The 18,735-nt window shown below is 66.9% G+C and carries 19 protein-coding genes; 6 read left to right on the top strand and 13 right to left on the bottom strand.

Annotated elements, in window-relative coordinates:
• Positions 1–3: 3 nt before the first annotated feature.
• From A5648_RS06665 to eccB, 8 genes are all read right to left on the bottom strand, one after another.
• Positions 4–1,020: a MinD/ParA family ATP-binding protein gene (locus tag A5648_RS06665; RefSeq protein WP_109470700.1), complete on the bottom strand. Its 1,017-nt coding sequence runs from the start codon at positions 1,018–1,020 to the stop codon at positions 4–6.
• A gap of 94 nt (positions 1,021–1,114) precedes the next feature.
• Complete coding sequence (locus A5648_RS06660) at positions 1,115–1,963, bottom strand: ESX secretion-associated protein EspG (protein ID WP_065023772.1); 849 nt, start codon at positions 1,961–1,963, stop codon at positions 1,115–1,117.
• A 144-nt stretch (positions 1,964–2,107) separates the two neighbouring features.
• Complete coding sequence (locus A5648_RS06655) at positions 2,108–2,395, bottom strand: WXG100 family type VII secretion target (RefSeq protein ID WP_064854434.1); 288 nt, start codon at positions 2,393–2,395, stop codon at positions 2,108–2,110.
• Positions 2,396–2,435: 40 nt separating this feature from the next.
• Positions 2,436–2,753, bottom strand: a complete 318-nt coding sequence (locus A5648_RS06650) for a WXG100 family type VII secretion target (protein ID WP_064854433.1) — start codon at positions 2,751–2,753, stop codon at positions 2,436–2,438.
• 114 nt (positions 2,754–2,867) lie between these two features.
• Positions 2,868–4,058, bottom strand: a complete 1,191-nt coding sequence (locus tag A5648_RS06645; RefSeq protein WP_065023771.1) for a PPE family protein — start codon at positions 4,056–4,058, stop codon at positions 2,868–2,870.
• Between the two features lie 3 nt (positions 4,059–4,061).
• Positions 4,062–4,364, bottom strand: a complete 303-nt coding sequence (locus A5648_RS06640; RefSeq protein WP_064854431.1) for a PE domain-containing protein — start codon at positions 4,362–4,364, stop codon at positions 4,062–4,064.
• 104 nt (positions 4,365–4,468) lie between these two features.
• Complete coding sequence (gene eccCa, locus A5648_RS06635) at positions 4,469–8,680, bottom strand: type VII secretion protein EccCa (protein ID WP_065023770.1); 4,212 nt, start codon at positions 8,678–8,680, stop codon at positions 4,469–4,471.
• A 3-nt stretch (positions 8,681–8,683) separates the two neighbouring features.
• A complete protein-coding gene (gene eccB / locus A5648_RS06630; protein ID WP_065023769.1) occupies positions 8,684–10,183 on the bottom strand; it encodes a type VII secretion protein EccB in 1,500 nt (499 codons plus the stop codon).
• 121 nt (positions 10,184–10,304) lie between these two features.
• Here eccB and A5648_RS22480 point away from each other — a divergent pair, with 121 nt between their 5' ends.
• From A5648_RS22480 to A5648_RS24400, 4 genes are all read left to right on the top strand, one after another.
• Positions 10,305–11,375, top strand: a complete 1,071-nt coding sequence (locus A5648_RS22480; protein ID WP_082966343.1) for a DUF4226 domain-containing protein — start codon at positions 10,305–10,307, stop codon at positions 11,373–11,375.
• Positions 11,376–11,467: 92 nt separating this feature from the next.
• The gene (locus A5648_RS06620; protein WP_065023768.1) at positions 11,468–11,833 is read left to right on the top strand and encodes a hypothetical protein; all 366 of its coding nucleotides are present in this window, start codon (positions 11,468–11,470) and stop codon (positions 11,831–11,833) included.
• A gap of 37 nt (positions 11,834–11,870) precedes the next feature.
• On the top strand, positions 11,871–12,137 hold the full coding sequence (locus tag A5648_RS06615; RefSeq protein WP_065023767.1) for a hypothetical protein: 267 nt from the start codon (positions 11,871–11,873) through the stop codon (positions 12,135–12,137).
• A gap of 496 nt (positions 12,138–12,633) precedes the next feature.
• A complete protein-coding gene (locus A5648_RS24400) occupies positions 12,634–13,074 on the top strand; it encodes a hypothetical protein (protein ID WP_234787310.1) in 441 nt (146 codons plus the stop codon).
• A gap of 24 nt (positions 13,075–13,098) precedes the next feature.
• On the opposite strand, the gene A5648_RS06605 is transcribed toward A5648_RS24400, so the two are convergent.
• From A5648_RS06605 to A5648_RS22475, 5 genes are all read right to left on the bottom strand, one after another.
• Positions 13,099–13,512, bottom strand: a complete 414-nt coding sequence (locus A5648_RS06605; RefSeq protein ID WP_267887785.1) for a type II toxin-antitoxin system VapC family toxin — start codon at positions 13,510–13,512, stop codon at positions 13,099–13,101.
• Positions 13,509–13,733, bottom strand: coding sequence for a type II toxin-antitoxin system CcdA family antitoxin (locus tag A5648_RS06600; RefSeq protein WP_234787308.1), 225 nt, complete (start codon positions 13,731–13,733; stop codon positions 13,509–13,511). The genes A5648_RS06605 and A5648_RS06600 overlap by 4 nt, the downstream gene beginning before the upstream one ends.
• Positions 13,734–13,778: 45 nt before the next feature.
• A complete protein-coding gene (locus A5648_RS06595) occupies positions 13,779–14,744 on the bottom strand; it encodes a hypothetical protein (RefSeq protein ID WP_065023763.1) in 966 nt (321 codons plus the stop codon).
• On the bottom strand, positions 14,741–15,448 hold the full coding sequence (locus A5648_RS24395) for a DUF5631 domain-containing protein (protein ID WP_065023762.1): 708 nt from the start codon (positions 15,446–15,448) through the stop codon (positions 14,741–14,743). Before A5648_RS24395 ends, A5648_RS06595 begins: the two co-directional genes overlap by 4 nt.
• Before the next feature lie 1,759 nt (positions 15,449–17,207).
• Positions 17,208–17,684: a hypothetical protein gene (locus tag A5648_RS22475; protein ID WP_234787330.1), complete on the bottom strand. Its 477-nt coding sequence runs from the start codon at positions 17,682–17,684 to the stop codon at positions 17,208–17,210.
• A 210-nt stretch (positions 17,685–17,894) separates the two neighbouring features.
• Between A5648_RS22475 and A5648_RS22470 the strand changes: the two genes are divergently transcribed.
• Both A5648_RS22470 and A5648_RS06585 read left to right on the top strand, forming a co-directional pair.
• Entirely contained in the window at positions 17,895–18,125 is a 231-nt protein-coding gene (locus tag A5648_RS22470; RefSeq protein ID WP_082966340.1) for a DUF4226 domain-containing protein, read from the top strand.
• A 1-nt stretch (position 18,126) separates the two neighbouring features.
• Positions 18,127–18,612 (top strand): hypothetical protein, encoded by a 486-nt coding sequence (locus A5648_RS06585; protein WP_082966339.1) that lies wholly within the window; start codon positions 18,127–18,129, stop codon positions 18,610–18,612.
• Positions 18,613–18,735: the final 123 nt, after the last annotated feature.

Genomic DNA, 18,735 nt, shown 5'->3' with positions numbered 1-18,735 from the left:
CGACTACCTTTCGGTGTCCGGCACGAATTTGTCGGCCAAACCGGCAGTTATTTCAAATAGTCGCAGGCGCGTCTTTTTCTTGACCTCATGGTGGACATCGATGATGCCGCCCTTGGCCAGATGGGCGTCATAAGGCATGACTTCCACGGTGGCACCGGTTTTGCTGAACCGCTCAGTCAGATAGGCGACCGCGGCGCTGTCCTCGATGGGAGAGGAGTGGTTCAGGATCACCGTCGCCCGCGACACCAGCTCGTGATAACCCTGGGCGGCCAGATAGTCGACCGCGCGCAGCACGGGCCGCGACCGGTCGGCGGTGATCCCGGAGACGAAGACCAGCGTGTCGGTGTTCTCCAGCACCGGCTTCATCACCGGGTGCTCCAAGTCGGCCGCGGTGTCGACGATGATCACGTTGTGGGTCCGGCGCAGCCGGGACAACACCCCACTGAACATGGCGGGGACGAGCGGTCGGAGCTGATCCGAGGTGCGGTTGCCGGCCAGCACGTCCAAGCCGACGGCATTTTGCCCGAGGTGTTCCCGGATATCGGAATATCCCTGCACATCGGTGTCGCTCAGAACGGCCGAGTAGTCGCCCGGCGGGTGCTCATCGATGCGATCCGACAGCGTCCCGAACCCCGGGACTGCGTCAATGGCGATCACATTTTCGGGTCGGCATTCGCGGAAGACACTGCCGATGGAGGCGGCCATCGTCGTCACGCCGGTACCGCCTTTTCCGGACACCAGTGTGACGACATACTGCCGGCGGATGTGCCGCCGAATTCTATTCCGCAGGTCACGGTAATGACGTTCGCGTGGGGATTCGCCCGGATTGATCACCTTCGCCGACGCCAAATACACCAGTTTGCGCCAGCCCGAGCCGGGCGGAATCTTGCGTGGTGTCGCCAGGTCCGAAATGCGCATGGAGTCCGATACGGAATCCCGGTAGCGGTGGCCGGTTGCCGGATCCCGCCGCCCGGATGCGCCTTCGTCAGGCATATTGGGGCTATTCCATGGGCTCGTCACGTGCGTGATGTTAACACGGTGGCGGATACCTTGTTTACGGCCTTTCTAACGACCGGCAGTAATACTCGATAATGGTGCGCAGGCAAATTCACTGTTACACAACCCGTCGGTGTGAATGCCAGTCCGCACCGGCCGGCAGCCGGCGGATGAGCCGCAGGATCGCATTGGCGACATCAGCGCGCGATCCGGGGGAGACGATCTGGTAGCGCCGCCCACCGTTGTCGACGTTCTCCACACAGACCCGGCCGGCGGGGGTGTCGGAGATCAGGACCGCTGTGTCGCCGATGGCCATCCGGGCCAATTCCTCCGGCCCGGCGCCGGGCTGAATCGCGACGATATTGGCCTGACCGGACACCTCCGGGTCGGCGGCCATCAGAACGAGCTGCTGCTGGTCGATGTCGAGCCGCTGAGCCGCCAGGTACTTGCGCAGGCTGTCGGAGTCCCGAACCCGTTCGAGCAGCTCGTTGGTGTCCAGGGTGACCGGCCGCAGCGGCGCGGCTTCGGTGACACCGCACAGCCGCTCGATCTGACCGACGACCAGATCACCCGCGGCCGCCTGATCGGTGGCACTGCCGGCCGGGTACAGCCGTACTTCCTGGTCGTGGCGTTCCAGCACCACCCACCAGGAGGCGAACCGATTGATCGAGACCCGGGTCATGTGCAGGGCGTCGCCATATGGCCGGCCGGGGAAGTTCAGCTGCAGCATCAACGCGATGTCGCGGCGCATGATCACCGTCAGCCATTCCCGGATCATCGGATCTGCCTCGCCTTGGCCGTCGAGTGCGCCGATCGCGGTCAATTCCTCGGCGATCGGATGCTGCCGGGCCCGTTCGGCGGTATCCAGCCGCGGCAGCAGTGGTCGCAGGCCCAACTCCGGGCAGAGCGTTTCGATCCCGGTCACAGCCTGCAGCACCCACAGACCGTCGAGGGTCGTCGTCAACATGTCACTGCCGCCTCATCCCTGAGTCCCCAGTCTGAAACGCGAAGTGGGGTGTCTGCGCGACAGGCGCAGACACCCCACTTCGTCATCGCTGCATGATCACCACCCGCGATGGGCACCTGCGATCACCGGTGCCCGCGGCGGTGGTCAGAAAAGGCTGTTGATCGTCTGGTCGGTCTGCATGGCCCCTTCCAGCACGGAGCCGATGGTCGAACCGTGCTGGCCGATGGTCTCGATCAGGCCCTGCAGACCCGAGAGCATCTGCGCCTGCGCTTCAAAGAAACCGGTGGCGCCGTGACCGGCGAAGTACTCGGTCAGCATCTGGGTGAGCTGGTGCGAGTCAGAGTGGATCTGGTCGAGGGTTCCGGCGCTGCTGATCACGCTGTGGGCTTGGTCGGAAACGGGACCGGGGTTGTAGGTAATGCCGTCAGCCATGGGGATCGGTGTCCTTTCGAGTACGGGGAGTCAAGGAGGGCTAGGCGGACTGTCCGCCGAACAGCGAGTGGAAAGCGTGCTCCGAGTGGGACTCGTGGGATTCCATCAGGGCAGCGGCCTGGTTGAGGCCCTCGGTCAGGCGGGTGCCGCCGATGAGGACTTTCTGCATGTCTTCGTGGATCTGGGCGGCGGTGGCATACGAGGCCTTGGAGCCCGCGCCATCCCACGTCCCGGCGCCCAAGATGTTCTCGTGGTCGGCCAGGTACTGGTTTGCGATCGCTTGAGCGTGTTCGATGTGCTGGCTCAACTTCGATGCGGTGTTCCGCATCAGTTCGGGCGTGACGACAATGGCTGCCATCGTTTCCTCCTTGGTTGTAGAACAACCCCCCGGGATCGGCGGGATCTGCCTTGCGGTAGTGTATTGACTTCTCTGGAATGTGTCGATTCACCCTGTGGACGGCGAATGCCCAGCTCACACCCGGTCATCGACCACTCGCACCGTGTTGGCTCGGTCGGAGGAGCGGTCGCCCTGTCCCCGTCCGCCGGCCCCGGCGCCATGACCGATCGGCATCCCGCCCATCCCGCCGGCACTGGCGGTAGTCACCCGTTGCGACTCGACGGAACCCAGCGCACCACTGGGCCGCAAGCCCACCGGCCGGCCGCCGCCGGATTCGAACGCGCTGACGGGCCGGGTGAACGCCGACACCGGCGCACCTGAGCCGCCGAAGCCGCCACCGCCGACCCCGGCGCCCGGCGTCGCTGTCGCGCTGGTCAACATCGCCGTCGCCGGAACCCCGCCTGCGCCAGCGGAATTGAGCGCACCGCCGAGCATGCTCGGGTTCATGAACATGCCCATCATCGACTGCATCGGGCCCATCATGGTCTGCGGCACCTGGGTGAGCATTTGGGGCGCCTGCATGAGCGTCGAGCCGATCTGCTGCACCGGGCCCAGCATGGAGCTCATCTGGCTTCCCATGCCCTGGGCCGCTGACGCGCCCTGTCCGGCGGCGTTGCTCGCCGTCGAGGTGCCCGTGTAGGCGGCGCGCATGGCGCCGCCGGCCGCCACCTGTGATGTCGCTTCGCCGACAGCGCTGGCCGCCGCCGCCGGGGCAGCCGGCGAGGCGCCCATCCCGGCCACCGGCGCGGGAACGGTCAGGCTGGACGTGAGGGCGGTCAGCGTCGCGCCGTACGAGGCACCCACCGCGGCGTTGTTGGGCCAGAACAGCCCGAAGTACTCGAACTCCAGGGAGGCGATCCGCGGCGTCAGCGCGCCGAGCACCGCCCAGTTGATGCTGTTGTCGAACTCGGTCTCGACCCGGTTCTCCACGCACTCCTGCGCCGTGCGCATGCTTCCGTAGGCCAGCTGATAGGCCTCGACGGCCGCCGCCACGATGGGGGCCTTGACGTCCACCCAGCCCGCCAGGCCATGCAGGGCGACGTTCAGCATTGTCGCGTTGAGCGCCGAGCCCGCCGAGCCGGCGCCGATCCAGCCGACCGAGGTCATCGCGGTGTTGATCGCCGACGCTATTCCCGACGCGTGGTGTGCCGCACCCAACGTCGCCCATGCGGTGCCGTTGGCCAGCATGGTCGGAAGACCCGCGCCGGACTTGATCAACGTGTCGTTGGTCTCCGGCGTGCGGGCGGCCCACCCCGGGTCTGCCACCGGCTAGCCGCCGATTGCGGCGGTGGCTGCCCGCAGCGCCTCGGTGGCGCTGTAGACACCGGCCGCGGTGGCCTGCGCCCCGGAGAACAACCCGCGTTGCGCCGAGTGCTCGGCGACGATGCCGAGGTATTCGGTGCCCGAGGCGAGCAGGGCCGCCTGGAACGCGATCGAATCAGGATCGTTGCCCATGGGTAGCACGCCGAGCAGTGCCGGGCTGGCCGAGGACGCGGCCGCAGCCGTTTCCGCGGTGATGCCCGCCTCGACGCCGGATGATGCCAGGACAGCTTCCGGTTCCACAGAGAACATGTTTTCCTCCCGATGCCTCATCGCCGATGTGCCGACGCTGGCAGGTCGGGCTAAATCCTAAACCGAAGAAGCGGCGCTCGTCACTTCACCGAGGTAATAAAAGGCTACTGCTGCTCGAAATTGTGCATCATCGATGACGGCACGCCCACCAGCACACCTTCCACGTCGGAGTCGTCGGTGACCAGCAGACCGCGGCCGGCCGGCAGCGCCTGAGCACGCACCATCCGGCTGACCTTGTTTTGTGGGTCGTTGTCCATGAACAGGGTCGGCACCTTGGCGGCGCGCTGCGTTTTGACCCACGGATCCATCTCCAGCTGGCCGAAGTTCGACGAGTTCCTGGTGGTGAAGACGTGCAACCCGATCTGGCGCCCGCGTTCCATCAGCTTCCACAGCGCCGCACCCACCGGTGGCCTGGCCGGGTGGATCTGCGCCGGGCGCAGGTCCTGGACGTCGTCGATCAAGATGAAGTGGCGCGGGCCCTCCCAGGGCTTGAGCGCCCGCAGCTCCTCCTGGCTCAAACCTTTGGCGGGCAGCCGGGGGAGTAGGACCTGCTGTGCCAGCGTGGTCAGCACCTCGTCGATCTCGTCCTGGTCATAGGCGTAGGCGTTGACGTAGCCGGGGCCCTGCAGGTCGCGCAACGGCCCGGTCTTCGGGTCGATGATGGTGATCTGTGCCTGCTCGGGGCCGAATCGGGCCATCACCGCTTCGCCGATCGCGGCCAGGGTGGCGCTCTTGCCGCACAACGCACGGCCCAGGATCATCATGCCGGGATGTTCGGCCAGCTCGAGCGGGACCGGCAGCAGATCGTGCTGCTCGCCGATCATGAACGCGATCGACGGGGCGGTCTGAGCGGGCGGACGCTGCGCGACGTCGTAGGCGAGCACCTCCGACAGCGCCACTGCCGGGGGGAGCCGCTTGAGGGTGGCGTGCTTGGTGACGCCGGCGACCTCGGCGACCCGGGCGCCGAGCTCGCGGGTACCGATCCGAGTGCCGTCCTGCGCGGTCAGCTCCGGCATTCCGATGAGCATCTCGTGCAGGGACTCGGTGAGCCCGAAGCCGGGCCGGTTCACGGTGCGCTTGGCCGCATCGCGCGCGTCGAGGGAAGCGGTGCCCATCTCGTTCTCGCCCGGGTTCTGCAGCCGCAGCTGGACGCGCACGTCGGAGTTCTGCAGCAAGGTCTGGCGCTGGCCGTGGATCCAGCCCGACGCGCTGGTCATCAGGTGCACGCCGTATTCCGGACCGACACCGCTGAGCGCGATGATCCGGTCGCCGAGGATGGTGTCGGCGGCGTAGAGATCGGAGAAGTCGTCGATGACGAGGAAGACGTCGCCGTACGGGTCGTTCGGGTCGGTGCCGCCCAGGCCGTCGCCGCCGGAACCGAACCGCCGCTCCCGGAACTCGTTGATGTCGATCTTGTCGCGGCGGAAGGTGTCCTGGCGGGCGCTGACCAGCGCGGCCATCGTCGCCACGGTGCGTTCGACGCCCTCGCGGTCGGCCGGCGAGACGATGTCGGCCACGTGCGGCAGCGTCTCGGCGTAGCCCAGGGTGGCGCCACCGACGCAGAAGAAGGTCAGCCGTGCCGGGGTGTACATCAGTGCCGCCGAGCACATCAGCGTCATCAGCGCCGTGGTCTTGCCGCGGCTCTTGGCCCCGACCACCATGATGTTGCTGCGCAGCACGTCGACGCAGTGCACCAGCTGCTGGGCGTCTTCGGGGATGTCCTTGATCGCCAGTGGCCACACCAGCCCGGTATTGCGGCCGTAGTCGACGTCCCAGGCCTTGCCCCGGTACAGCGCAACCAGGGAGTCGGCCGACTCGGAGATCTCCAGCGGGGGCAGCCACGGCAGGTGGGGCGCCTTGCGGTCCGCGGCGATCAGTGACTCGCGCAACACGTCGACGATCTTTTTCTTCTTAAAGCCGTCGTCGTGCAACAGGAACTCGTCGGGTTCGGCGTCGGTGGCCGACATGTCTTGCAGCGCTTGGGCGTCCGCTTCGTCCAGCGGTTGGTATTGCCAGGTGTAGAGGCGGGGTTTGGTCAACGTCATGTCGAGAGTCTTGGCTGTCGACGCCTTGCGTTTCGGCACGATGAACGGGGCCGACAGGTAGAAGCAGCGGAACGGGTCCAGATCCCGCGGGCCGACCTTGAGCAGTCCGAAGCCGTTCTCTTTCGACGGCAGGTGGTACGCGGCGTCCGAGCCGATCACCTCGCGGCTGTCGTCACCGGATTCAGCGCGCAACGCGACGCGGAAAGCGATGTTGGACTTGACTTTCTGCAATGAGGACAGGTCCAGGCGCTGACCGCCGAGCATGAAGAAGACGTTGGCGCCGCGGCCTTCCTGGCCGATGTGGATGATGAGGTCGATCCACTTGCCGTGGTTCTGGAAGAGTTCCAGGTATTCGTCGATCACGACCAGCAGGATCGGCACCGGCTCCAGATCGCGTCCGGCCAGCCGGATCTCCTCGTAGTCGTTGGCATCACGCGCGCCCACCGAGTTGAAGAGCCGGTAGCGCCGGGCGATCTCGCCGTCGATGGCGCGCCGCATCCGCTCAGCAAGGTGCCGATCGTCTTTGCCGAGGTTGGACAACGCCGCCGATACGTGCGGGATGCCGAGAATATCTTGGGCGGCGGACTCGAACTTCATGTCGACGAAGATGACGTTGAAGGTCTCCGGCGAGTGGGTCAGCGCGATGCCGTACACCAGCGACAGGAAGAACTCCGACTTGCCCGAACCGCTGGTGCCGATCACCACCGAGTGGAAGCCGAAGCCGCCGAAGTCTTTTGCGCGCAGCACGACGTTCTGCAACTCGCCGTTGGGTTTGGCTCCCACCGGGATCTCGGCCCACCGCTCGTCCCCGCGGCTGCGCCGCTCGGCCCAGAGCCGGTCGACGTTGAGCTCGCGCGCGTCGTCGATTCCCAGCGCGCGCAGCAGTTCCAGTGCGCCGCTGCCCGAATCAGTGACGTCCACGCTCGCCGTCGGCGACCAGCGCGCCATCGCGCGGGCGTAGCGGTAGGCGCGTGGCACCGACAGTTGATCGGCGTGCGCGAAGAACTTGCCGCCGGCGCGCAACATCGGCGGTTGGGACGGCGCGACGCCGCGGCCGTTTCTGCGGTGGGCCGCGGGCGGCTCGTCGGTGCGGCTGTGCCGGGTCGGATGGTCGACGAGCTCGAAGATCTCGTCACGGGCGAACCCGACCCCGGTGCCGAGCCGGGAGGCCACCCGCAAGACGGTGATGCCCTCTTTGCCGACGCGCCCGACCACGCTCTCCCAGGCTTCGGGGCTGCCGGTGTTGTCGTCGACGATCACCCAGTGCGGCCCGAGATCGTGCCCGTCGCCGCCGGTCTCCAGCGGCGAGCCCATGGTCGTCGGACTCGGCGCCGACGGGGGCCGCCACGCGCCGCGCTTGCCCTTCATGTGCAGGTCGGCCCCGAGCGTCGACTCCAGCTCGGTGGGGGTGGTGAACACCAGCCGGCGCCAGCCGCAGGCGTCGAACAGTTCGTCGTGCTGGTTGTGCGGCAACCACACCATCCACGACCACAGCTCGGGGTGACGGGTCACCACCATCAGCTTGACGTCGAGCGGATTGTGGAACACCGCCAGCGCGCTGAGCACCGATCGCAGCAGGGAACGGACCCGGTCGAGGTCCTCGCCGATGAAGCTGAATCCCGGGCGGGAGCGCAGGTTGACCACCTTGGCGATGTCGCGAATCTTGCGCTGTTCCAGGATGAAGTCGCGCAGCGCCTGCCCGGTGACCGGCTCGAGCTCCTCATCGACCGGGATCTCCGGCCACTGCACCGACAACACCGAATCGGGAGCGTGTTGCACACCGACGCCCACCCGGACGTCGAGGAAATCCGGGTCGGAGCGGCGGCGCTCCCACATCTGCGGTCCGCCGATGACCGCACCGAGCCCTTGCGGGTGGGAGTGCACCATCTCCTGGGCGCTGCGCTGGGCGCAGACCGCCTTCTGGATCTCGTCGCGTTCGCCGTCGAGCGAACGCAGGTAGCTGCGCCGGTTCTTCTCCTGCTCGCCCCAGCTGATCTTGCGCGCCCGCCCGAACCGCCCGGAGAACATCAGCATGCCCAGGCCGGCCATGCCCACCATCGGGAACATGCCCGAGCCCAGGCTGCGCACGCCGGAGACGTACAGCATCACGATCGTGCCGATCAGCGCGACCACCAGCGCGGGAAGACCGATCATCACCCACAGGTTGCGCGGTTCACGTTCGGGCAGAGCATCGGGCGCCCGGGGGGCGACCCGCACCGGCTTGGGCTCGGGAACCTGCAGGCGCACCGGAACGAATGCTCGTTTCGACATCGGTCAGTGCCCTCCCGGGACGGCCTGCTGATTGTTGGGTGCCACCGGCATCACCGCGCCGGTGGACGCCACGGTGTCGCGTGCCAGCAGAGCGGCATGCCGGGACAGTTCCGGGCCGGCCGCGAAGCTGCGCAGCAGCGGCCACGGCGCCTGCTGCGCCGAGGACGGGTCCAGTCCGAGGCCACGCAGCGTCTCGTCCTCGGCGGCGATCCCGTACCGAACCCCGTTGGGAGACACCCAGAACAGGGTCTCGCGGGTGTCGGAGTCGAGCAGTGCGCTGGTCGATGTGACGAGATTGGTCGCACCCGGCAACACCAGCACCTGGTTGGCCACCACCGATGCCGGGGTGCGATCGTCGCGCACCAGCCGGACGATCCGGTTATCCATCCCCGGCGACACCGGCAGGCCCCGGCCGTTGAACACGGTGATCCGGGCCTGGCGATCGGTTGAGGCCTTCTCCCATCCGACGCAGGTCGTCGGGTCGGCGGCGGTGTCGACGAACTTGAGCCGGCTGTTCGGGTAGTACTCGACCGGCAGGGTGCCCACTTCGGGGATGTTGACCAGTTTGTCGGGGCTGATCACCAGCGGCGCCACCGATCCGAACGAGTTGGCGCTGCGGATCAGGTCGGCCACGAAGCTGGTGATCTTCTGTACCCCGTCGGGCAGCAGCACGTAGAACTGTGAGCCGCCGCCGGCTGTTCGGGTCTCCAGGACGGCGCCGACCTGGGAGCCGGGCACCCACTGCGACGGTGTGCCGGCCAACGGGATCACCGGAACGCGCAGGGGTTCGGTGCTGGGCAGCGCGTCGAACAGCGCCCGCGACATCTCCACCGGGACGGTCGTGCCCGGGTCGATGCCCAGACTCAGGGTGATCGCCCGGGCCGCCGGGTCGATCTGGGCGCGTTTGCCGCCCCAGATGACATAGGTGGCGCCCTGAAAGCGGGTCAACACCGCGGCATCCGACGCCAGCGGTGCCGCGCGTCCGACACGGCTCAAGGTTCCCGCGATCGCGGTCACCACCGGCGGCTCGGCCCGCCGCGGGGACCCCGCGGTGTCGCAGACCGCCCACGCCGACGGTGCGCCGGTGCTGGCGATCAACGACGCCGGCGCGCCGGGGATGCCGATCATCGGGCCGGTCGGGTACTTGGCGATCTCCGCGGGCTTGACCCAGGTGGGCAGCTCGGCGTTACCGACGGCGAGCCGGGCCGAGGTCATGTTGAGTGCCGGATAGAGCCGGCCGTTGATACGGGCGTAGATCGCCCCGGAGTCACGGTCACCCACGATCGCCGACGTCCGCACGATTCCGGCCGGACGCAGCACGTTCAGCAGCAGCATCCAGCCCATGCCGATGAAGATCAACACGATGGACAGCACGATCGCGGCGGTCTGCTTGCGGTCGTCGTGCTTCATGCGCACCGAGAATTTGGTGGTGGCCGCGCGCAACCGACGGTTGTAGAACAGGTGACCGGAATTCTGGTCCCGGTTCGACAGGCTCAGCGGCATGACCTAGCTGCTCCTTTTACGCACGCGCAACAACCGCACGCGACGACAATACTGGCGTCAGCCAGCGGGAACCAGTCACTACCGGTGACGCGATGACGCCGATACGCGTAGCTTTTGCGCTATGCCGGAGGTGTTAGGGGCGTTCGCCGACGCGGCGCGGGTGCGGGAAGGGCAGCTGGTGCAGCGGTTGGCGACGTCGGTTCAGCTCGACCGGTCTTTCGAGGGTATCCTGCGCGACGCCCACCAATACAACCTGCAGTCGCGGCAGCGTCTTGACGCGCTGGAAGCCGAGATCCGTCAGACGGCCGCCAGCTGGCCGGGCCTGGATACCCCGGCGGGTGCTAGGCAATTCCAGGCGTACCTGGCCGGCAAGACGCGCGAGATACACAGGATCGTCGCCGACGCCGCCGCCGACAGCCAGCGCCGCGCGGCGCAGGTGCAGGCGCTGACGGGGCGGTATCCGCTTCGTGGAGACCGAACTATCCAATCGGTCGATTTCCCGCTACACGGCCCGCCACCGGTCGACCCGCTTGAACAGATCTTGAAGAAGTACCAGGTGTCGGAGGATCCAGATGGCGAACGCGATTGGGAGCCGCCGTGGCCACTTAGTTTGGCCACCGACCCCGTGCACGTGACCGCGGGAGAGGCGCGCATGCTCGAGGACCTCTCACCGTTTGCGCTGCGGGATCTGAACCAGATCAAGGAAGCTGCCGCAACCGAAGCCAAGGTGCGCTTCCCGCCCCAGAATGGGGCCAACGACACCGCCGACAACCACACCGACGCCTTCCGGCACGCGTACTGGAACGCTCTGATGACGCAACGATTCGGCGAGGACTGGACCCGCGACTTTGCGACCGCGCACGAACGACTCCCCAACAACCCCGCCACCGCCGAGGCGATGGATCTGTACAACAACGAAGTCGGACGAGAAATCGCAGCAGCTAACCCAAGCGCCACCCCGGCGCAGCTTGCCGACCTAGTGCAGCAGGCTGTGGACAGGGGCGACACCGTCGTGATTGCGCCCGGCGGCGAGAAGCTGGCCTGGAGCAATACCGTTGCCTGGGGCGAGGCCGGTACGACGACGCAAGTGGCGGTACCGGGTCAGGCGCCAACACCAACCGGCGCCGGGCCTGGAGGAGTCTACGATCCGGGCCAGCCTGGCGGCTACGGAACGTCGGCAGGAGGGTACTGACCGTGGTGAGCAGAGCAACGCCGATACGCAGTGCGCTCAGTGTCCTATTGCTGTGCATGTTGGTGACGAGTTGCGGGCTGACGAGGAAATCGATGGACATCGACTACAACGATCAACGGCTCAACAACGGCTTGGAAGGCCTTCTGCATCAAGGTAAGTCGGGCAGACTGAGCGACTTCACCCCGTGGCCCTGGGATGAGGTGCATCTGTTTCATGAATACACCGAGCGGGAGTTCATCGAGAAAACCGTCGGCGCACCGGTGATCCGGTCGAATTTCTTTGAATCCAAAGCCAGTCTGTTGGTCTTCGAGGACCACGGGAAGCCCGTCAAGGCTGTCGGTGTCAGCGGCGACTACCTGCGGGGGCAGGACCATCGAGTGAGTTGGCCCGCCGACGTGATGCTGCAACCGTGGGGTGGAGGGTTTCTGCAGCTGACGTTGCCACGGGCTGGAGGGTAGATTCCCGTTCTCGATGTCTGCGAAGGCGAGGTGACGGATGTTGCGTGAGCTGTTCCAGGTAGTACTGCCGTTATTGGTGGTGGCAGGAATATTGCCCAGTCTCGATGAGAAGCCTGGCCGCGCAGAAGCTTTCGGAATTGTGCTCGTAATTTTGGGGCTATTAGCGCTGCCGTTCTTCATCAACGACTTATCCGCGTCGAACGGGATGGCGGTTTTAGCTGCGCTGCGCATGGTGGCCTGCTTACTCGGTGGCGCCTACCTGCTGCTCCGAGTACATCTGTCGCGGCGCGAGCCGAACCGATGACGCGAGCGGCGTCGTTGCCCTTGAACACATCTCCGCCTCGACGCGTGTGTACGGCGTCCGCAGTGGTTGTCGCTGCAGCCGTCGCTTGCGGAGTGGCGGGTTGCGGAGGAAGTGACCCAGAAGGCGCTTCGGCTGAAACGGGATCGCTCGGAACGGCAACGTAATCAGCCGATATGCTGCCGCCAGGGGTCAACAAGGCGGTGGTGTTCCCCAGACCGGTGTCGCGATTACATCCCGGGATGCAGGTACTCGTTGGCGAAGGAACCAGGACGACGGTGTGTACCGCCGGTCTCTACGTGAGCCTTCCCGACCCGAGCGATCCGGGCACGAGACTCAACGGATTCGTGACCGCGGCACAATGCGCCCGCGGTGGCGGGAAGGCCCCGGTCGCGGTCATGAAAGTCGAAGCCGCTGGAATGGCTCCGACTCAGACGAAGGTCGGTCAGATGACTTACCTGGCTTCCGGGGAGATGAGGCCCGGGGTGGCAGGTGAGCCGTGGACGATGCCGGTATCTCCTTTCGCGCGTTCAGTTCCGTGCCCGGTGGTTGGCCCCTGGCCGTCGACGTAGCAATCAACGACGAGCCGCCGGCAGCTCAGGTCGTTCAGACAGCTGAGGCAGTAGAAAACAGCCGGGCTCTTGCCGCCTGGACCGGTTTGGACGGGCGGGTTGCCGCGGGACATGTACTCGATCCCGCAACGACACCGGAGTTGCGAGACCTGTCCGCCGGCGGTGAGCGGGTGGTCGTCGCCGTGGACGATACGGCGACGCCGATCGGTGAGCAGCTAGTCGGCGCTCCCGTGACGGCACAGGTAGCCGGATCCACCCACAACCTCGGAATCATCACCGGCATCGATGAGGCGCGGCACTGGGTCGTCGTCGACTTGATCGGCTCGTTCCTCTTGCGCCAGAACGCCGAGCTCGTCCTGGACCGTTGAGCGGCGAAAGAAGTCGGACTGTTGTCAGCCGATGGCCTCGGCTGCAGGCCACGCGCGTGCCAACCGCTGGTCCGTGGTTAGCAACACCAGGCCTGCGGTGTCGGCTAGCTCTACGTAGAGGGCGTCGGTGAGGCGCAGAAGGTCACGGCGCGCCCATGCTCCAGAAAGCAACGGCGCGACCTCGTGTCGAGTCACCGGTGCCTGCCCGAGCTCATCCAGCGCCGCTTCGACCTGCGCAACGGTGAGTACGCCAGCGCGATGCATGCGCCCCAGCGCCGATAGCACCTCAGCGTCAAAGTGTGCTGGCGCGTGGATCCCGGTGCCGACCAGTCGCGCACGCACCGCGTGGAACCGATCAGGGGTGCGGGCAAGTAGATCCACCATGGCACTGGCATCGACAACCACTTGCCTGGCCGACGGGGCGGAAGGTGCGGTCACGCTCCGAACTCATCGCGGGCGGCGTCGAGCGCATCCAGCACGTCGTCGTGTCGAGCGCCGGTACTCCTGACCTCCAAGCCGTCGAGCCAGGTGTTGGTTGCAGAATTTGCCAGCTCGGCGCTGATTGCGGCCTGGGTGAGTGCCGAGACGTTGAGCCCGCGGGCCCTGGCTCGCTCCGCCAAGTCATCCGGGACGTACACGTTCAACCGAGCCATACACATCAATATACACACTGGGTGCCGAGTAGTGCATCGCCCCGCGAGCCGCTACTTCGACGAATCGTCCTTGTCGACGATGCGTTTCAGCGGTGTCAGGCCGGTCGGACCGGCATCCTTCGCCACCGACTTGGTCACGGGTACGTTCGGCGGGGCCGTGGTGCGGCCTTTGACGGGCTGGCCGTTGGGGACTCCGGGCGCAGCGATCCGCTTCTCGCCGGCCTTGTCGTCTTTGCCGCCCTTGCCGCCGGCACCGGCCCCGCCCGGCATCATCGGCATCATTCCGCCGCCGCCCGCACCGCCGGTTGCGGGCGTGCCGCCGGTGGGACCGGCCGCGCCGGTGCTCGCCAGCGAGCTGGTGGGCGTCGTGGGTGTCGAGGTTCCGGGCACCGGGGGCGGCCCGAGGTTGCTGGCGGGGGTGGTGCCCATACCCAGCCCGCCGCCGCCACCTCCGCCGGTGCCGAAGTCACTGCCACCCAAGCCGGGCTCGGGACTGATGTCGGAGGCAAGCGTGGCGCCGGCGCCGCCGAGTCCTGCCTTCCCCAGGGACTGCGCCGCACTCATCAGCGGCGAGAGCGCACCCTGGCCGGCCTGCATCAAGCCCTGCGGCAGCTTGCTCACCGAGCCGAGCGCGCCGCTGAGTGCGCTGGTGATGCCCTGCATCGCCCCCGTCATGCCCTGCATCGCTCCGCCCATGGCTTCCTGGGAACCTTGCTGCGCCACGGTGGCGTCGCCCTGGCCGGCGACGTCCTGGAACTTCGACACGGCGTCGGCTTCGTTGGTAGCGAATTTTTGGGCCGCGTCGGTGGCATGGCCGGTGCGATCGGCATGGTCTTCGGCCAGGTGGGTGTTTGTCTCGACCAGGTTCAGGTTGGTTGCAGCACCAAAGGCCGCCATCGTGGCGTCAACCGGCGACGTTCCGCCCGGGTGGACCGGGCCCGGCGGGATCGGCAGCGGCGGCAGGCCGGCGGCGATGGCCAGGTAGTCCAGCGGGTTGACTTCGATCGGGTCTGTCATGGCGTAAACCCTCCATGCGGTACCGCCACCGCCTGGTGCCACGCCAGGTGATAGCGGGCGAGTTCCTCGCTTCCCTCGATCAGGGCATCGATGGCGGCCAACAGCATCCAGTCGGCGACATCCCTGGGGGCGTGCTCGGGATAGGCCGACAGTACTCGCGCCGCGGTGTCGCTGGCCACCTGCCGGAACAGCTCGACCTCGTTATCGGCAACACCGGATCTGCGGGCCATCGCTTGTGCGACGGTCTGCACGATGCGCGGCAACCGGTTACTGGCCCCGGCGGCGTCGATCAGGGTCGGACCCAGTTCGTCGAGATGCTGGCCGTAGCGGGCGCGTTCCCCGGACCCGGGAACCGGATCGTGCGGGGCGGCCTCGGTGATGTAAGTGTTCGGCTCGTGGGTTGCTGCGGCAATCACCGCACCGAGCAGATCGACCGCGCTCGTGCCACGGCGGCGGTGCGCTGGATCAAGCAGAGCGACTCCGGGCGGGAGCTTGACCGTAGGTGGAATCCAGCCGCCGGCCAAATCGGTCACCACCACGGTGGTGGTCTCGTCATCGCGTAATCCGGCTGCCCACACAAGGTTCGGTGCCTGACGAGCGACGGCGTCAACCTTGCGCTGCAGGTCCTGGTGCTCGGCCAAGCGCTTGGCGGCGGTGCCGGCGCCAGCCCCGGCAGTGCTCGCCGCAGCCATACCGCCGGCCATCGCCGCGCCTGACTGCCCGCCGGGACCAGGGGTCGGCCTTCCCGGTGTCGAACGATCGCCGGAGGAGGCCACCGTGGTTCCACCCGAAGCTGGGGCGGTGGGGCCACCAGGCGCCGACGGCGATGTCGGCGCCGCAGGCCCACCACCAGCCGCTGTGGGCACTCCCGGGGCTGCCCCGGCTGCCGGGCGCAGATCCGCCCCGTAGCCGGGCAACGGACCCGAGGGCGCGGCCGGACCCGCGCTGATAGGTGCCGATGACACCGGGGTCGGTCCGGCAGTCACGGGCGGAGACGCTGGAGTGGGCGTCGCCGCCGTCGCGCCCGCGGTCTGAGCTGTAGGGGCGACCTCCGGGGTGGAGCCGGCCAGATGGCTCAGGTTGCCGAGCATGCCGCCCGCCATCGGCGTTGACGACGGCGACGGCGGAACCTGTGGAGCCGACGACTGGGAAAGCCCAGAGCCCTCCATCCCCCCGTGCAGCGGCGAAGTCGGCCCGCCCGGTCCTGCGGGCCCACCGGGCATTCCCGAGGCGAACGCCTGGGCTGGAACACCACCCGAAATTGCGGGCGACGTAGCGGGAGTACCGCTGCCTCCACCGCCGAGCCCTGGCATGGAGGACGTGAGGGGCGACATCCCGCCACTCGCTGGTGCGCCGCCGGGGATGCCGCCCAGCCCGGATCCGCCGCCGCCCGGTATGCCGCTGATGCCAGATCCTCCGCTACCGGCGCCGGCCGCGGTGCTGTCCAGTCCCCGACTGGCGTTTCCGGCTGCGGGTCCGCTGCTGGCGTTGCTGATCCCTCCGTTGCTGCTGGTTCCCCGGCTGGCGTTTCCGGCTGCGGGTCCGCTGCTGGCGTTGCTGATCCCTCCGCTGCTACCGGTCCCGTGGCTGGCGCTTCCTGCTGCTGTTCCACCATTTGTGTCGTTGCCGGCGGCGGCGCCGTTGCCGCCACCCGAGCCGGTAGCTCCCGCCGGAACGGTGACTGGGCCAGAGGCGCTCGCTGCGTCCGCCGGATTAGATGCACCGCCTTGTCCTGCTGCCGGCCCTACGGCGCTGTCGCCACCGACTTTCGGTGGGATCGAGTCTGCGCCCGCCTGGCCGTCTCCGCCGTTCCCGAACGGGAACGGTAGACCGTCGTTGCCGGCTCGCCCATCGGTGATTTCGACACCAGCCGCTGTGGCGACCATCTCATCGGCGGTCAGCGGTGGCCGGCGCGGCGGTGCCTCGAAACTAGCCCCATTCTTTTCGAGCCACTCGCGCGCCCCAGCATCGACACCCATTTTGGTGAACATCTGCTGGGTTGCATCAATTATCGCATTGTTGGCAGCCATCCCGGCGGCGGCCGCCTCGTCGTTAGCGTTGTTGATCGCGTTGATTACCTCGGTGAGCTTCGCGGCTTCGGGCTCGTTTTTCTTAAGGATGTCTCTGATCGCTTGGTTGCCCTGCGAGGCGGTGCCGGTTAGCCGGCTGCGAAGTTCGGTCACCGCGTCGGCCACAGCGCGACTGGCGCTACTCTTAGCGCGACAGTGGTCTTGGGCGTCGAGCAAACGCTCCTTTCCGACCCGGAAGCGCTCCAGCATGTCTTCGGCGGTGCGGCCGCGGTTTCGAGATCCGAATTGTGTGCGTTGGCTTTGCACGTGCTCGGCCTCACGCCCCTTGACGTCAGCTTGGTCAGACCAGTACGTCTTGCCCGCAGTCGGTTCGCTAGGTGGCGCGGGCCACCATGCCCCCACCAACAGCAGAGACCACTCGCCGGGCGGTAGATCAGTCACCGCACAGTTCTTTCATCACGCGATCCTTCTCGTTCACCGCGTCCATCGCGGCCTGGAACTGCGCTTCTCCGGCCACGCCATTGGTGCCCATGACCGTCAGATCCTGGTATGCGAGGGCTAAAGCACGTGCATCAGTGCGAGCGGCCGTATCGAGCGCAGGATCCATGGCCGCAGTTTCAAGCATGACGGCTCCGTTGGTGAGAGAAATCCGCGCTAGTGCGGTATTGTCCGGAGTTTTAGTTTCGATCTGCACACTTCGTGCAGCAAGTTTGTATCTGTCACACATGGTTGTTTTTGCGGCGGCTTTTTGCGTCGCTGTGTATGTGGGGTCAGGCGTAGAGTTTGTCAGGGCCAAAACGGCGGCGGTTAAAGCAGCAGCCGATAGCAACGTAGTTAGCGCCATGAGCGCAAACACCAAACGACGACGCGGCTGAACTGGGGGCGGTGCTGGCCAGGGCGGTGGTGTCATGGTCACCTTGCGGATGGTAGACCCGAACACCGCTTCTTTGCTTACATCGCCGTCTCCGCTGCCCGCTACCGGCGACTTGCACGTCGCCCAAGTGGGCGGCGAGTGGCAAGTCTGAGTTAGGGCGCAGCACGACTTGAAGGGAACCGTATCCGCGTAAGCCGCGCCAACTCATTAGATCTGGATTGCTGGTAGGAGAAACGGCGGTTACCTTTGCGGAGTGCCGGAGGTGTTCGGTGCTTTGCCGATGCGGCGCGGGAGCGCGAAGCGGAGCTGGTCCAGCGACTGGCAGCAACGGCGGCGGCTGATCGAGAGTTCGACGCGGTGTTGCTGGGTGCCGTGCAGAACAACCGCTACTCGCGCCAGCGCATGTCGTTGCCCACCTCGGTCGGCGGTGCTTTCCAGATGCCCGCGGGCACGCCGCGGGTGGTTTCGGGCCGCTGACATGACCACGAGTCGGTACCGGCGCTCTGCAGCGATCACCACGGCGTTTGTCGCGGTTGCCGGCGTGATCTTGGGCATGGCCTGGGTGGTGCGACACCACCGCGCGTCACCCGCCGCTAGCGCCGACGACTGCGCTGTGGTGGCGCAATTGGCCCAGCTTTGGCGGGCGGATTCGGAAAGCTCCATGGATGCGCTAGCCCGAGGCGACAACAACCCATCCGCCAAAGCCGATGGCACCGTCGCACTCAACGAAAAGGCGCGCGCCGCAGCGCAGTCGGTTTCCGATCCAGCGGTTAGAGACGACTTGAGCAGCTGGGCAGACGGCTTTGGCCTGCTGGCCCAGATCATCCGCGGCGACGCGCAACAGTCCGTGCCCGAAGCTCCGTCCAGGGAATCCGAACGCATTCATCGAGCCGGTGATCTGATCTATCTGACCGCGGACAAACTTCGAGCAGCCTGCCCCAACGCCTTTCCGGCCCGACGCTGACCCATACCGCGCCAACGGCTTCAGATTCTTCACTGCAGACGATGAGGGGTTGCTCGCGGATCGCGACCCAGAGGGCGCGGCGCAGCCTGTCTGATTGTGCTCGCCGGGTGTGGGTCGGCCCAG

The organism is Mycolicibacter sinensis (genome assembly GCF_001673565.1).
In the GTDB taxonomy this organism is placed as follows: domain Bacteria; phylum Actinomycetota; class Actinomycetes; order Mycobacteriales; family Mycobacteriaceae; genus Mycobacterium; species Mycobacterium sinense_C.
This window is presented reverse-complemented; position numbering and strand designations above follow the sequence as displayed.